Source organism: Nostoc sp., from assembly GCF_036916575.1.
GTDB lineage: Bacteria > Cyanobacteriota > Cyanobacteriia > Cyanobacteriales > Nostocaceae > Nostoc.
In genome coordinates, this window is record NZ_JBALGC010000115.1 from 133,680 (window position 1) to 148,435 (window position 14,756).

Genomic DNA, 14,756 nt, shown 5'->3' on the forward strand with positions numbered 1-14,756 from the left:
ACTTTTGGATATAAAGTCTTTGTTCAGAACATTTAAGAGATGGGAACTCTAGTTAATAAGCTTAATTACAGTATCCCACCCAGCACTGCCAATCATGTCCCATCCTGCTCATGCCACTTTGGGCCAATCTTCTTACCCTCGCTTGACTAGAAGCCTGAGTGCTGTTGAAAGTTGGGGCTTCGGTTTAACAGCTCATATTTCCTGGACAGCATTAGTTCCAGCAATTCATGCTGCTCTCGGTTCTCAAGCTATTTTTGTCTGGATACCTGCGGTGATTTTCGGAATGCTGCTCAACTATCAGGTAAAACGCTTGGGTATGCATTTTATGAATGTGGCTGGAGGAACACCTAACTATGCTACCAAGCTGCTGCAAAACTACCCCGGACTAGCTCGCTATGCAGCAATTGGATACCTCCTCAACTGGGTTTCCTACTTAGCAGTTAATACGATTGTACTCAGAGATTTAATTAAAGTGAATTTGGAGGTACTGGGTATTGTCTGTCCAGAAAGATTTCTGGATATTGGCTTTACACTGTTGCCGTTTATCGTGGCATTTAGTGGGACTCGCGCCTTGAGTATTTTACATTTATTTTTTATAATTCCAGCCTTTGGATTGCTAATCACCTTCTGTGTGCAGGGTCTTGGGTGGTTAGCGTTCTCTGGTGATAGTCCGGGATTTTTTCCCAGCAATTGGTCATCTCCGGGTTTTGTGGATTGGGCCAAGTGGTTCTTTTTCGTCACCTATGCAACCTACAGCTGTGAAACGGCTTCTTCCTTTGTCGCCGATAGCCGCCAACCCACTAAGACGCTGCGCTTTCTAGATTTTGCAGCTTGGATGATGCCACCCATCTTTTTAGGAGGGTCTTGGGTAATGATGCGGTTAGCAACAAATCCAAGCCTTAAAGACAATGCTTTTCTGAATCTGGTGGCGGCTTCCCAACCCTTTTGGGGAAAATCAGCGGCTATAAGTGTTTCCTTTTTGCTGGTGGCTGCTTGTCTGCTAGGTTCGGCAACGGTCGTTTCTAATTGCCCTCGAATTTTGTATCAACTTGCGTTAGATAACCACATCTCACCAGTATTTTCCGTTGTATCACGTCGGGGTGTGTTTGTCCCAGCATTGACATTGACACTAGTGTTGTGCTTGATCTATCTAATTTGGGGAGATGTAGCGCGAATCGTGGCTGTTGGCAATATTGGCTGGTTTGTCTCCTTTATGTTATTCCATTTGGGGCTTTGGCTGAGGCGCGATCGCCCAGAAGTTTTGTTCCCTGGTATATCTCTGGGCATTCTGCTGTTAGAAGTTGTGGTGCTAGTGGTGAATGGATTTGCCTGGGGTTGGCTTAACTTGCTCATTGGGCTATTATTTCCCATTGGCGTTATGGGAATTGATGCGGTGATTCGCGGCGTTGCCTTCCCTCCATTCCATCCCAGTTGGTGGATGCGACGATATCGCACGCGCCCGAAGGTAATCATCAAGGACTCAGTAGTTCTCCAGGTGGGCATCCTGATTTTTTTACTGTGCAGCGCAGTGGGAGTTGGCTGGTTATTTGGTGTCAAACTTAATAAAGTTGCAACTGCGGCGGGTGAAAATCTATTTGTGGTGCTGCTGATGAGTGTGGCATTTGTGGGAGTAGCGCTCGTCTGTTGGACAAGTTTACCCCAAGTGGTGGCGATCGCAGAAGCACGAGAAGCTGCCGAACACCTGTTTACCGTTGCCCAGGATGGTATTTTAGTCGTGGATGATCGAGGCATTATCCAGCAGGCTAACCCAGCTACTGAATCTTTTTTTGGTGTCAACCCCTCTGAGTTGCGGGGAAATCACCTCAACAAATGGCTACCCACATTAGTCTACTATCCAGACCAGTGGACAAAGCGCAGCGAACAAACCCTACTCTGCAATGGGAAAAACAGAACCCTAGAAGTTTCCATCTCAGACCGACCCCATCAGGATTTTCAGGAGTATGTCGTTATTCTCCACGACATTACCCAGCGCAAACAAGCAGAAGAGATATTGCGACACTCAGAAGCACAATTGCGCCAAGAGGCAAAGCACCTAGCATCTCAACTAGTGCACAGTGAAAAAATGTCCAGCTTAGGACAGTTAGTAGCAGGTGTAGCGCACGAAATCAACAATCCTGTTAACTTTATCTATGGCAATATCACTTTTGCCAATCAATATATCCAAGATTTACTTAGTTTGTTGCAATTATACCAACAAAACTATCCTAATCCAGTCACTGAAATTCAAAAAGAAACAGAAGCCATCGACTTAAATTTCGTGATGGCAGACTTGCCAAACTTGCTAACTTCTATGACAGTTGGTGCTGAAAGAATCACGGAAATCGTCCTATCTCTACGAAACTTTTCCCGCTTAGATGAAGCAGAGATGAAAGCTGTGAATATCCATGAGGGTATCGATAGTACGTTGATGATTCTAGAACATCGCCTCAAGGCTAAATCTGACTATCTAACAATTGATGTCATTAAAAATTACGGCGAACTGCCATTAGTAGAATGTTACGCCGGACAACTCAATCAGGTATTTATGAATCTTCTGGCAAATGCGATCGATGCAATTGAAGAGTCATTAGTCATTAGTCATCCGTCATTTGTACAAGACAAAGAGAGAGGTCTGAGCCAAGGATTCCGACCATCAGAACTTCTCATAAAGGAGACGTGCAAGGGACAGGAACAAATGACTAATGACAGTGGACAAATTCGGATTCATACTCAACTCACCAGTGACAAACAAGTAGTTATTCGGATTGCTGATAATGGTTTAGGCATTCCAGAAGATGTACAACAACACTTGTTTGAACCATTCTTTACCACTAAACCAGTTGGTAAAGGTACGGGATTAGGTTTATCTATTAGTTATCAGATTATCACCCAAAAACATCGCGGAAAATTACAATGTATTTCTGCTCTTGGACAAGGTACAGAATTTGTAATTGTAATTCCGCTAAACCAGCAATTTACCTAATTCCCAAAATATGTAGAAATTTTCTCTATACCCGTAGCATCACCTGAAATGGAAATCAGACTATCATTTTGACAAAATTTATCTAGAGAAAAAGATAAATTTAGATGAGATTAAACCCAATAGGTTTTTACTTTAAATAATACACCTAATCAAATAGCCTTGCGGATTATAATTGTCAATGATCTTAATAAAATTGTCAGTAAAGCCTATTAATTACGCTTTCCTTAGGACGCAGAAAAAAAAGATAGCCACCAGATACCCAACGCATAGTAATATCAACGACAAAGTATTGTTGGGTAAATACTCATGGCTATGCCTCAATTAAATCACAATCAATAAATGCACGCAATGATATTTACTTCTCAGTTAATATCGGACTCACTAGCGCTAAGACTTCATCCTTTGTGGCAAAGCCATCGAAAGCTTCACTAGCGAACGGAATTGGACTACCAAAACGATCCTCGTTGTAGATTACTTCACTTACATTTCTAATCCACGGTCGCACGTCTACACCGTAAAAAGTCTGCCGCAGGTATCGTATTCCAGCAGCATGTCGGGCTTCTACACTGTGGATTGCTAGAGCGGCGGCTAGCACCGTTTTGCCAGATGGGCCCGCAGCAAGCAAGTTTTGTACCTGTCCCTTATAAGCTGCTACTCCTGTGTCTTCAACAAACTGTAGGGCAAGTAAAAAGTCTTTCGGTTTAGCAAATGGGTTGCGTTGAAGTATTGCATCGTAGTTGGGATTAGCTGGGATAGTAATTCCATCTGGGTTACCTCCTAAAGATTTCAATACAGCTGATAGGTCAGTAACGTGTTGAGCTTCATCCTTTCCATAAGAGATGAGGGCCTTTTTGGCTACTTTTGGGAGACTGCTCAATCCGCCACTTTGGGTTGCAGTAATTGCACGGCGATAAAAATCAGCTTCCAGTTTTTCCAACGTTAGGGCATATTCAACAACTTCTTTTGGCTTCAGCACTGTCCCCTGAGCATAGACTGGTGTTGCTGGAATTAACAACACAGACAGAAATATGATTAGAGGTAGGATAAGAACTATCCCCCAAACTCTTGCTACCAGAGAGCGGAATAGTCCACTGGAAGTACTGAGATTTGCAACTATTTGTGTCGCCAAATCTAAAAAAGTTTTCATCTTCGAGTAACTCCTTAAGTTAGGCGACGAGAGCGCCATTGATTGGGTTGTTCAATATATTCAGAGAGCTAACAATCGCCACAATCTGTTTAGGCGTGTATAACTCGTCGTAAGCCTTTCCCTTGACTGGATTTAGTGCGGGAACTAGGTTAGCATCATTCACTGCACGCTCTGTATCTAACTCAGTGGTGGGTCGATTTAAAAGAGCACGTACACCTGCTGTATGACGTGCTTCTACAGACACAATAGAACCAGCAGCAAGCAAGTATGTGGGGTTTTTCAGGCTAGTTCCCGCACCATTATAAGCATGAACACCCGTGTCTTCCAAGGACACAGCTGTATTCAAGATGGTGTCGCGGTCTTTGAGAACAGCATTTAACCCAGCTAGATTAAAGCTGAGGTCTTTCGTTTTAAATTTCGCATTTGCACCTAGCACCTGGCGGAGAAAAGTTACATGCGAGGCTTCATGAGAGCCTATGGCTTGGAGATAGTCATACTCTTTTTTGTCTTTAATTTTGCCAGAACTAAGAGCAAATAAATAGAATGCTGCTTCCAGCTCCTCTAATAAGAGAGCAAAGTTAAGGATGCCAACATCATTAGCATTAAATGTCAGAGTTTTGGTTGAGCTAAGAGTGTGTGCTGTTAGCTTCTTAGGTAATATCGTTAGGGCTGCTGCACCAAAACTACAAAGGCCCCATTTTAATAAGGCACGTCGTGAGGTGGAAGATAACTTCCTATTCATGTTGTTGTCTCCTAAAAAAGTCAGTCTTTATTTACCTACTCGTTAGTAGTTAAAAATAATACACACATCTCTATTAATTACTGCGCCTATCCGTAGCAGGGCAGAAATCAACACCCAAGCGACATTTACGCTCAGTTTATTATTAGAAATATTGTTAACTTACGCTTTGTTGCTTTTTTTCTTTCTCAACAGAGCAGCTGTAGATAAAAAACCCGGCGTTAATATACCCAGCCCAAAAGAGGATTCAGGGACTGCTGCAATACTAGTTTTAACTCCGGTAAATTTATTGCTTATTTATTGCTAAAAGCCCCTAACCGAGGTATAAATCCCCCAAAGTTAGATAGCTATATTTTCAATGAAAACAGCTATTTTGCTGCGATTGCACTATTTTTTCCAAAGTCTAAGAAAGTGATATCTGAGTTAATTGACCAACCACAACAACGGTCTTTTGACTTATTCCCAACTGATACAACACCTCAACCACGTCTTTATGCATAGGATGTTAATTGAAGGTAGGTATATTGATCAACCAAATCTAATAAAAGGTAACAAACCTACCTTTATCCAAACCTACCTTTACCTTTAACAAAGGGCTTAAGCCTTTTGCCCCTTGTTAAGCACAAGTCTTATTAATTGAGATGGTAGCTGGATTTACGCTTTTGAATCGATGTCAGATGATGATATTGACTATATCGAATATTCCACACCTTAAGTATAAATACTCCAAATCCCATTGTTATGCTACCTGTATAGCGTTGAGGAAACAGAATAATGTTGAAGATTTTTGCTGACAGGGGTGGTACATTCACAGATATTGTTGTTGTTACTAATAATCAGGCAATTATAGACAGACTCTCAAAACATCCAGAACGTTTTTTAATTGTGACTTTGCCTAATCAGCAATGGATTATAGTTTACAAACTACTTTCAGAAAATCCCGAACAATATCAAGATGCAGCCATTCAAGGTATTCGGGATATTATGGGTATTTCTGGCAACGAACCCATTCCTGATGAAGCAATAGAGGTGGTAAAAATGGGGACGACAGTAGCAACAAATGCACTGTTAGAAAGGAAAGGAGACAGAGTTGTTCTTCTGATTACCAAAGGCTTTAAAGATGCGCTGCGAATTGGCTACCAAAACCGTCCTAATATTTTTGCCCGTCATATCGTTTTACCAACCATGCTTTATGAGCAGGTGATTGAGATTGACGAACGTTACGATGCTCATGGCAATGAATTAATCGCCATAAATATTGAAATAGCAAAAAATGACTTACAAGCAGTTTACAACACAGGAATTAGGAGTTGTGCTATTGTTTTTATGCACAGCGATCGCTATCCCGATCACGAACAACAAATAGCCAAAATCGCGCAAGAAATCGGCTTTACTCAAATATTTATATCCCATCAAGTTAGTCCGTTAATGAAATTAGTCAGCCGAGGAGATACAACAGTAGTAGATGCTTATTTAACTCCTATTCTCCGTCGCTATGTCAACCAAGTAGCGAGTCAGTTACCTAAAGTCAAATTAATGTTCATGAAATCTGACGGGGGTTTAGTCGCAGCCCAACAATTTCAAGGCAAAGATAGTATTTTGAGTGGCCCGGCTGGGGGTATTGTCGGCGCAGTTCAAACTAGTAAAAGGGCAGGTTTCGAGTTAGTTATTACCTTTGATATGGGAGGGACAAGTACAGATGTCGCCCACTTTAAAGGAGAGTATGAACGACAACTAGATTCGGAAATTGCTGGGGCGCGGATGCGAGTTCCTGTATTAGCAATTAACACCATTGCGGCTGGAGGCGGTTCAATTCTCTTTTTTGATGGTTCTAGTTATCGTGTCGGCCCTAAATCTGCTGGTTCAAATCCTGGCCCTGCTTGTTACCGACGTGGGGGGCAATTAGCGGTTACTGATGCCAATGTGATGTTAGGCAAAATCCACCCGCAATATTTTCCCTCGGTTTTTGGAATTGATGGCAATTTACCTTTAGATAAAGATATTGTTATTCAGCAATTTACACAATTAGCCCAAGACATTCAAGCCGCTACATTAAATCATTGTACTCCTGAACAAGTAGCTGCTGGATTTATGGCGATCGCAGTGGAAAATATGGCGAACGCGATTAAAAAAATCAGTCTGCAACGGGGTTATGATGTCAGCCAATATGTACTTTGTTGTTTTGGCGGTGCAGGCGGGCAAGTTGCTTGTTTAATTGCTAATACCTTGGGAATGAAAAAAATATTTCTTCACCCTTATGCTGGTGTTCTGTCTGCTTATGGAATGGGATTAGCTGATGTACAGGCGATTAAAGAAGGGGGAGTAGAACAGCCTCTAACTCAAACATTAATTCCTCAATTACACCAGTTAATAGAATATTTAGAAACTCAAGCTAGAAGTGAAATCAATGAAGATAATATCCAAGCAGAAATAGTCTGCAAAGTCAACTTAAAATATGAGGGTACTAACTCTACATTGACCGTTAATTTTGCTGATGAAGTAGCAGTGATGCGACAAGAATTTGAGGCTGAACATAAATCTCGTTATGGTTTCATTCAATTAGAGAAAACCTTAATTGTTGAATCTGCCTCAGTGGAAGTAATTCAGAAGATGGAGACTCCGGAAGAACCTTTAATTATTCGGACTCGCCCTTTAGATGAAGCTCCTGTATCTGTTGAGATAGTAAGAATGTTTAGTACTGATAGATGGTATGATACTCCTGTTTATCGGCGGGAAGATTTACAACCAGAAGATAGGATTAATGGGGCTGCGATCGTTGTTGAAAAAGTTAGCACAATTGTAGTGGAACCTAATTGGCAAGTAAGATTAACTCAACAGAACCATCTAATTTTAGAACGTTTATAAATCGGCTGTTGTTCTCGAAAATACTCACCCTCGCTACAGGAAATGCGAATTTACACCCGCGCCGGATTCTCTACAATAAGCGAAATCTTGCATATTTCGCTCCTGCCCAAGTAGATAGTGATAGCTAGTAGTAAACACTGAAGTGTTTAAAAAAGTGCTTAACTCAGATATCGCACCAGTGAAAAAACATCAGTAATAGCAAAAAAGAGACAGAAATTAATGCAGTACAAACACACTATTTACAAATAAGCCAATTCGCTAGTTATGAAAGACAATAAGGTTAGTATTTAGAGTACAATCTCTTTACCATAGACAATATCCTCTGAGCTAACAACAATAGGAGTAAATCAGTGAAAACGACTAGTCCTGATCATAGTAAGATTAGCCCGACTGCCAAGTTGGTGGCTTATTTCCGGCAATTTTCAGATATTCCCTTTAGCAGGGATGTTGCTACACTGATACGTGCAGAAGATGTTTTAAAAAATTTCTCACAAGGAACGAACCTCACACCAGAATTTTTGAAATGGGCAGCTCTTGCTGCTGAGATACGTTATAAAAGTATTATCAGCGCGATAAAGAAAGAGGGCATTACACAGGTTTTGGAGTTAGCCAGTGGGCTATCATTTCGTGGGCTAGCTATGACTGAAGACCCAGAGTATATTTATGTGGAGACAGATATTCCTGAGCTAATGCAAGAAAAGCAACAAATACTGTCAAAAATTATATCTAATCACGGTCTAAGAGAGCGCAAGAATTTATTCTTTGATGCCGTAAACATTCTTTCGTTTCCTGAAATTGAATCAGCCATCCGTCACTTTAAGCCAAATCATCCAGTAGCCGTCATCCACGAAGGACTTTATCATTACCTTTCAATGGAAGAAAAGGAGAGGGCAGCACGCAACATTCATTCGGTTCTTTCCCGCTTCGGTGGTGCGTGGATCACTCCTGATTTTCTAACAAACGCCGAGCATGAAGGACGTTTACAAACTCACTCAGAATTGCAGAATATCGCGCAAGGAGTCCAAGACACAACGCAGCGTGATGTGCACAAAACAGGCTTTGATAATCAACAACAAATTGTGGACTTTTTTTCACACTTAGGTTTTAGGAGCTGCATCTCTCCACAAATAGACGGAAGTTATCAGCTAACTGCAATGCAAAAATTAGACATATCTGAAGCCGAGTTCAAAAACTATAAGTCCCTGAACTTTAATATTTGGACATTAACAGTGGAATAGTGAGGGCATTGAGCTGAGATGTTTTTCAGAGGGAACAGGAAACCCACACTTAAAAGTGTGGCATTGAAAAAAAGGACGCCGTTTTTCTAGCGCTTTGCGTCTTTGATTGGGGACAATCTGCAGAAATTACGTTTCAAACTATATTTCCCCATTTGGTGGTGTTGTTTCTTTTACAAGACATTGAACACCTAAGAGAACAGACACTTAGTCAAGGGATTGATATTAAAATTTCCAGGTGCAAGATGTGAGTTAAGGGATTACTACAAAATTTTTTTAAGGAGTTAAAAATGTACACAACATCTCAACCTGATCCTGTCCGCTTGGAAATATTCAAAAATCTCTATCAATTTATCGCCGAACAAATGGGAATTGTTCTCCAAAATACGGCAACATCTGTGAATATCAAAGAAAGGCTAGATTTCTCCTGTGCTATTTTTGACTCTTCGGGATTATTAGTTGCTAATGCCCCCCATATCCCTGTACATTTAGGCTCGATGAGTGAAAGTGTCCGTAGTTTAATTAACGAAAAATGGGACACTCTAAAACCGGGGAATGTGTATCTATCTAACAATCCTTATAATGGGGGAACACATCTTCCTGACGTAACTGCAATTACTCCTGTTTTTCTAGAGAGTCGTGAAAATACTTTATTTCCCACTCCCCTTTTTTTTGTTGCTTCTCGTGGACACCAAGCAGATATCGGTGGAATTACTCCCGGTTCAATGCCTCCCCACAGTACCACAGTAGAAGAGGAAGGAATTATTTTTGATAATTTTCTCTTAGTTGAAGAGGGCAATTTCCAAGAACCCGCAGTAAGACAGCACCTTTCAACTCATACTTATCCTGCCCGTAACCCTGACCAAAATATAGCTGATTTTAAGGCACAAATTGCCGCCAATGAACGGGGAGTTCAAGAACTTCATAAAATGGTTTCCCAATATGGACTTGAGACTGTCGAAGCTTATATGAAATTTGTGCAAACTAATGCTGAAGAGTCGGTGAGAAAGGCTATCAATCTTCTCAAGGATGGCTCATTTATTTATGAAATGGATAATGGGGCAATAATTCAAGTAAAAGTTACGATTCATCAAGAAAGTCGCAGCACTACCATTGATTTTACTGGCACATCTGGGCAACTAAATAGTAATTTTAATGCTCCTAAAGCGGTAACTCAAGCAGCAGTCTTATATGTCTTTCGGACTTTGGTTGATGATAATATTCCTCTGAATGCCGGGTGTCTTAATCCTCTAGAAATTATTATACCGGTCGGCTGTATGTTGAATCCAATTTATCCAGCAGCAGTAGTAGCGGGTAATGTAGAAACTTCTCAGACCATTGTTGATGCTTTATATGGTGCTTTGGGTGTCATGGCTGCTTCTCAAGGAACAATGAATAATTTCACTTTTGGTAATGAGCGATATCAATATTATGAAACTATCTGCGGTGGCTCTGGGGCAGGAATTGATTTTGATGGAACTGATGGTGTTCATTCTCACATGACTAACTCCCGCTTGACTGATCCAGAAGTTTTAGAAACCCGTTATCCTGTACTTTTAGAAAGCTTTAGTCTTCGTCCCGATAGTGGTGGAGAAGGAAAATATTCCGGTGGTAATGGAGTTGTCCGCCGCATCCGGTTTTTAGAACCTATGACAGCTAATATTCTCTCTGGTCATCGGGTTGTCCCTCCCTTTGGATTAAATGGTGGGGAAGCCGGAATTGTCGGACGTAACTGGATACAACGTCAGAATGGAATTGAAGAGAATTTAGACAGCACAGCAACACAACAGATGAAACCTGGGGATGTTTTTGTGATAGAAACTCCTGGAGGAGGCGGATTTGGGAAAGCCTCCTAGTACCAGTAATTTCCCCTGAATTGAAAAGCCAGAAATCTAGTTAGTTTTAGTTGCAGTTTGGCAAAAGATTTTATCTGTAATAACATTTATCAATCCAAATTCGCATTTCTTCTTCAGAACCAAAACAAGCCGAGCGTCCTGTGATTGGATCATATGCACGCCAACAAGAAATATGACCATACCAGTCAGATTCCTGCCACACTTGCAGGTCAGAACCACTAGTCATCCATATGACAAAATGTTGCCAGTATTTTTGTAATTTTAACAAAACATGAAATTTCTTCATAGTGAAAGTGCCTGCTAAATAGTGAACTATTACTTTTACTTTCACGTAAGAATTTTCAACTGAGAAGGTACAGTTTTGACAAATTTTAACTAGTACAGTTCAGCACCATCCCAACTGGTATAGTAAAAAATCTCTTAACTGTACTAGGTAAACTTGGTAAAAATAGTTTATATTGCCAGTATTGATGATTATTTAGTCATTAAGGAGTGCGCCAAAATGAACATTTTATTAGAACGACAGTCACACAAACCGATTTATTTGCAGATCCGCGATCGCATCAGTCGTCTGATTAAAACTGGCGCACTCAAAAGTGGCGATCGCCTCCCTTCTATCCGCTCTCTTGCAGATAGTTTGCAAGTTAACAAACTCACAATTCTGGAAGCGTATAACGTTTTAGAAGCAGATGGGATTGTTTCTGCCCGTCAAGGTTCAGGATATTTTGTCAGCAGCGTTTCTCTCAAGAGTACCAACTTAGAATCTACATTTGCTCCAGCCCAAAATGTCATAATTACAAAACCAGGAAAGTGTTCTTTTTATGAGATGTATACTCCACTGGTGCAAGTGCAAACGCAGCCAGGAATGATTAATTTTGGCTACGGTTATCCTCGTCCACCAAAAGATATCAACCTGATTGCCAGACGAGCGCTAAGACAAGATGATACTGATATTTTCTTTACCCACGAGATGCCTCAAGGACAACTAACTCTGTGCAGACAAATTGCTCAGATGCTAGTACATCAAGGATTAGAGGTTTTCCCAGAAGATTTAATTATTACTAATGGCTCTCAGCAAGGGTTGTCATTAGCTATGAATTATTATGTACAACCTGGTGATTGGGTGATTGTCGAAGCTCCTACCTATTATGGTGCAATCTCAATTTTAGAAAACTTAGGAGCCAAGATTATTGGTCTTCCCATGACTGCGGAGGGAATGAATTTAGATTTATTAGAGCAATATCTACACAGCCACCGCCCGAAATTAATTTATACGATTAGTACTTTTCACAATCCAACCGGATTAACAACAACACAAGCTCATCGTCAACAATTATTAGCATTAGCTGAAAAATATGAGTGTCCAATTTTAGAAGATAATGCTTATGAAGGAATAAATTTTGATGCTGTACCAGCGCCAATTAAAGCTTTAGATAAAAATAATTTGGTGATTTACTTAAGCACCTTTTCTAAAACTTTAACGCCTGGTTTACGAGTGGGCTATATGGTAGTTACAGGTAAGCATTATCAAGCAATCATTGAGCGGAAGTTGCTCCATGACTTGCACACATCCAGTATTTCGCAAACAATAGTTAGCGAATATCTCGCCTCAGGACATTACCGCAGTCACCTCAGCCGACTTCGCACAGATAATCTTCAAAGTCGTAATACTATGCTGCAAGCTTTGGAGCGTTATTTTCGCGAAGAAATCCGGTGGACAGTTCCCACGGGTGGATTATTTCTCTGGGTACAGTTACCAGATGATTTTCCGATCACGACAATTCGTAAGGAAGCCTTTGCACAAAATGTCTACCTGGCGTGCGGTTCGCCATTTTTCCCCGATAAGCAGGGTTATCCAGCGATGCGCCTAACTTTCTGTCTCTCTTCAGAGGAGATTGAGCAAGGTATCTCGATTGTGGGTAAGTTGCTGAAAAAGTATATTTCCAGAGAATGCGTAGTAGTACAAAGAAGTCTGAGTATTGGAAGCCAGCGCTCAGTTAGCGACGCAGGAACCAAGACACAGAGGTTTAGAGATAAATCAGCCCGTAGTTTACATCAACTGAAAAATGATGTTATGCGATCGCTTACTTGAAAAAGGCGCTCTAAATTTCAACCTTAAGGGGGTATTCCTGAGCATTGCAATCGTTATAAAAAACTTTAAAGATAGCTAATCTCCTGTCAGATGATTAACATTAGCTGTTTGCAGGCAGGACTACTTTAAAAAATATGACTATAAACTTTGTCGTTACAGCCGCTGATACAGAACTGGGACAAGAAACCACGCAGCAACTAATTGCTCGTGGACATCAGGTGACTGGAATACCACTAAATAAAGATGGCGCTGAGGTCATACGTTCAAAGGGTGGACTAGTTGCTGATGTCAGTTTGACAAGTGCCACTGAACTTAAGGATGTTTTATCTACAGCTAATGCTAACGTGGTAATCAACCTCACGCCACAGTTTGCCAATACATTATTAAGCGATGGTCAGGACTGGAAAGGATTTGACAAAACCTTAAAAGCCACAACTGATGCACTACTGACAGCGATTGAAGATGCAGGGACTCCGTTTCTTGTCAATACCAGTTATACCTTTCTTTATGGCAATGCAAGAGATAGCACAGAAACTGCGCCTCTAGTTGCACCTGGTGATGACCCAATTTTTGCCGCCGCGATCGCCGCAGAAAACCAAGTGAACAACAGCAAGATTCCCTCTAGCCTTTTACGGATGGGATACCTGTATGGCCCCCAATCTCAAGACTTGAAGCTATATATAAAATCATTCAACCTCAAACGCCCTTATTTTGCCGGGCCTGCAAATAACTTAGGTAACTGGCTGCACTTTGAAGATGCTGCTCAAGCCATAGTTCAAGCCGGAGAGCAGCAAACAGCAGGCGCAGTGTTTAACATCGTTGATGGAACTCCGGTATCCTTTGCGGATTTCATTGATTACTTTGCCTTTGCCTTAGGTAGAAAGCAACCTGCACACATTCCTATGTGGCTGACTCCTGTAGCACTTCTGGTGGTAATTACACCTCAGCAGGTAGAGTTACTTAAATTGGCAACCACAGTTAAAAGCGACTCAATTCGTCAACAGCTTGGTTGGAAACCGCGTTATTTAAGTTACAAAGAGGGTTTGCGGCAAACGGTACAAACTTGGCGCAGCAAGAACGAAATTAAATAAGAGAGACGCGATTAATCGCGTTTGTACAAAAGTTAGGAGCCAGAAATCGGCTTTTCAACTTCATCATTCCACCTTCAAGCCTCATCGTTAAACCTCAGAACTCGGAATGTTGAACTCTTGTCTCGGAAGTTCGTGTTCAGGTGTAGCGACTTTTTTAAAAGTCAAGCGTAGGCGTAGCCCGTCGTAGACATCGCTTTGTTTGTGGAGATACAGCGTTTTTCAGGTAAATGAGGTACATAGGTAGGGGCACAACAATGTTGTGCCCTTACGATAATCTGTACCTCACTAAGTTGCAATCTGCTGTATATGAAAGCGATCGCGGTGCGACAAAGTTTGAAGTACTCCAACACGACTTCGGAGTACCTCAACACGACTTTGGAGTACCTCAACACGACTTTCAAGTACTTCAACATGACTTTGGAGTACCTCAACACGACTTTGGAGTACCTCAACACGACTTTCAAGTACTTCAACACGATTTTGGAGTACCTCAACACAACTTTCAAGTACTTCAAAACGACTTTCAAGTACTTCAATACGATTTTGGAGTACCTCAACACAACTTTCAAGTACTTCAACATGACTTCGAGGTATCTGTTGCTTATATAGCAGTCCTAAATCATTCGTAAGAATTTGAGATCGTTTTAACCCCCCGTAGGGCGTGTTTTCAAACTATAACCATAATAAAATGGAGGCGATGGCTGCGCCAACGTCTTCGACGAACGTAATCATAGCTGTATAATTTACA

General features: G+C 41.2%; 10 protein-coding genes. 7 read left to right on the forward strand and 3 right to left on the reverse strand.

Annotation, left to right across the window (positions count from 1 at the left end; translation table 11 throughout):
• Nucleotides 1–94 precede the first annotated feature (94 nt).
• The gene (locus V7L29_RS26090; protein ID WP_334737259.1) at nucleotides 95–2,983 is read left to right on the forward strand and encodes an ATP-binding protein; all 2,889 of its coding nucleotides are present in this window, start codon (nucleotides 95–97) and stop codon (nucleotides 2,981–2,983) included.
• A 355-nt stretch (nucleotides 2,984–3,338) separates the two neighbouring features.
• On the opposite strand, the gene V7L29_RS26095 is transcribed toward V7L29_RS26090, so the two are convergent.
• Together V7L29_RS26095 and V7L29_RS26100 are read right to left on the reverse strand one after the other, a co-directional pair.
• Entirely contained in the window at nucleotides 3,339–4,130 is a 792-nt protein-coding gene (locus V7L29_RS26095) for a ferritin-like domain-containing protein (RefSeq protein WP_334694138.1), read from the reverse strand.
• Between the two features lie 19 nt (nucleotides 4,131–4,149).
• Nucleotides 4,150–4,872, reverse strand: coding sequence for a ferritin-like domain-containing protein (locus V7L29_RS26100; protein WP_334694137.1), 723 nt, complete (start codon nucleotides 4,870–4,872; stop codon nucleotides 4,150–4,152).
• 771 nt (nucleotides 4,873–5,643) lie between these two features.
• On the opposite strand from V7L29_RS26100, the gene V7L29_RS26105 reads away from it, so the two are divergent.
• The 3 genes from V7L29_RS26105 to V7L29_RS26115 all read left to right on the forward strand — a co-directional run bounded on the left by V7L29_RS26105 (nucleotide 5,644) and on the right by V7L29_RS26115 (nucleotide 10,825).
• Complete coding sequence (locus tag V7L29_RS26105; protein WP_334737260.1) at nucleotides 5,644–7,734, forward strand: hydantoinase/oxoprolinase family protein; 2,091 nt, start codon at nucleotides 5,644–5,646, stop codon at nucleotides 7,732–7,734.
• A gap of 350 nt (nucleotides 7,735–8,084) precedes the next feature.
• Nucleotides 8,085–8,972 carry a class I SAM-dependent methyltransferase gene (locus V7L29_RS26110; RefSeq protein WP_334737261.1) on the forward strand — a complete coding sequence of 296 codons (888 nt, stop codon included), beginning with the start codon at nucleotides 8,085–8,087 and terminating at the stop codon, nucleotides 8,970–8,972.
• A gap of 287 nt (nucleotides 8,973–9,259) precedes the next feature.
• The gene (locus tag V7L29_RS26115) at nucleotides 9,260–10,825 is read left to right on the forward strand and encodes a hydantoinase B/oxoprolinase family protein (RefSeq protein WP_334737262.1); all 1,566 of its coding nucleotides are present in this window, start codon (nucleotides 9,260–9,262) and stop codon (nucleotides 10,823–10,825) included.
• 70 nt (nucleotides 10,826–10,895) lie between these two features.
• Here the strand turns inward: V7L29_RS26115 and V7L29_RS26120 are convergent, their stop codons facing one another.
• Nucleotides 10,896–11,111, reverse strand: a complete 216-nt coding sequence (locus V7L29_RS26120; RefSeq protein WP_334694133.1) for a hypothetical protein — start codon at nucleotides 11,109–11,111, stop codon at nucleotides 10,896–10,898.
• A 216-nt stretch (nucleotides 11,112–11,327) separates the two neighbouring features.
• On the opposite strand from V7L29_RS26120, the gene V7L29_RS26125 reads away from it, so the two are divergent.
• The 3 genes from V7L29_RS26125 to V7L29_RS26135 all read left to right on the forward strand — a co-directional run bounded on the left by V7L29_RS26125 (nucleotide 11,328) and on the right by V7L29_RS26135 (nucleotide 14,637).
• Nucleotides 11,328–12,917 (forward strand): aminotransferase-like domain-containing protein, encoded by a 1,590-nt coding sequence (locus tag V7L29_RS26125; RefSeq protein WP_334737263.1) that lies wholly within the window; start codon nucleotides 11,328–11,330, stop codon nucleotides 12,915–12,917.
• A 134-nt stretch (nucleotides 12,918–13,051) separates the two neighbouring features.
• Nucleotides 13,052–14,008, forward strand: coding sequence for an NAD-dependent epimerase/dehydratase family protein (locus tag V7L29_RS26130; RefSeq protein WP_334737264.1), 957 nt, complete (start codon nucleotides 13,052–13,054; stop codon nucleotides 14,006–14,008).
• A 254-nt stretch (nucleotides 14,009–14,262) separates the two neighbouring features.
• On the forward strand, nucleotides 14,263–14,637 hold the full coding sequence (locus V7L29_RS26135) for a hypothetical protein (protein ID WP_334694130.1): 375 nt from the start codon (nucleotides 14,263–14,265) through the stop codon (nucleotides 14,635–14,637).
• Nucleotides 14,638–14,756: the final 119 nt, after the last annotated feature.

Bases quoted from the DNA above. Each gene is read 5' to 3' on its own strand.
- V7L29_RS26090 (WP_334737259.1), top strand. From the start codon at position 95: ATGTCCCATCCTGCTCATGCCACTTTGGGCCAATCTTCTTACCCTCGC.
- V7L29_RS26095 (WP_334694138.1), bottom strand. From the start codon at position 4,130: ATGAAAACTTTTTTAGATTTGGCGACACAAATAGTTGCAAATCTCAGT.
- V7L29_RS26100 (WP_334694137.1), bottom strand. From the start codon at position 4,872: ATGAATAGGAAGTTATCTTCCACCTCACGACGTGCCTTATTAAAATGG.
- V7L29_RS26105 (WP_334737260.1), top strand. From the start codon at position 5,644: ATGTTGAAGATTTTTGCTGACAGGGGTGGTACATTCACAGATATTGTT.
- V7L29_RS26115 (WP_334737262.1), top strand. From the start codon at position 9,260: ATGTACACAACATCTCAACCTGATCCTGTCCGCTTGGAAATATTCAAA.
- V7L29_RS26120 (WP_334694133.1), bottom strand. From the start codon at position 11,111: ATGAAGAAATTTCATGTTTTGTTAAAATTACAAAAATACTGGCAACAT.
- V7L29_RS26125 (WP_334737263.1), top strand. From the start codon at position 11,328: ATGAACATTTTATTAGAACGACAGTCACACAAACCGATTTATTTGCAG.
- V7L29_RS26130 (WP_334737264.1), top strand. From the start codon at position 13,052: ATGACTATAAACTTTGTCGTTACAGCCGCTGATACAGAACTGGGACAA.
- V7L29_RS26135 (WP_334694130.1), top strand. From the start codon at position 14,263: ATGTTGTGCCCTTACGATAATCTGTACCTCACTAAGTTGCAATCTGCT.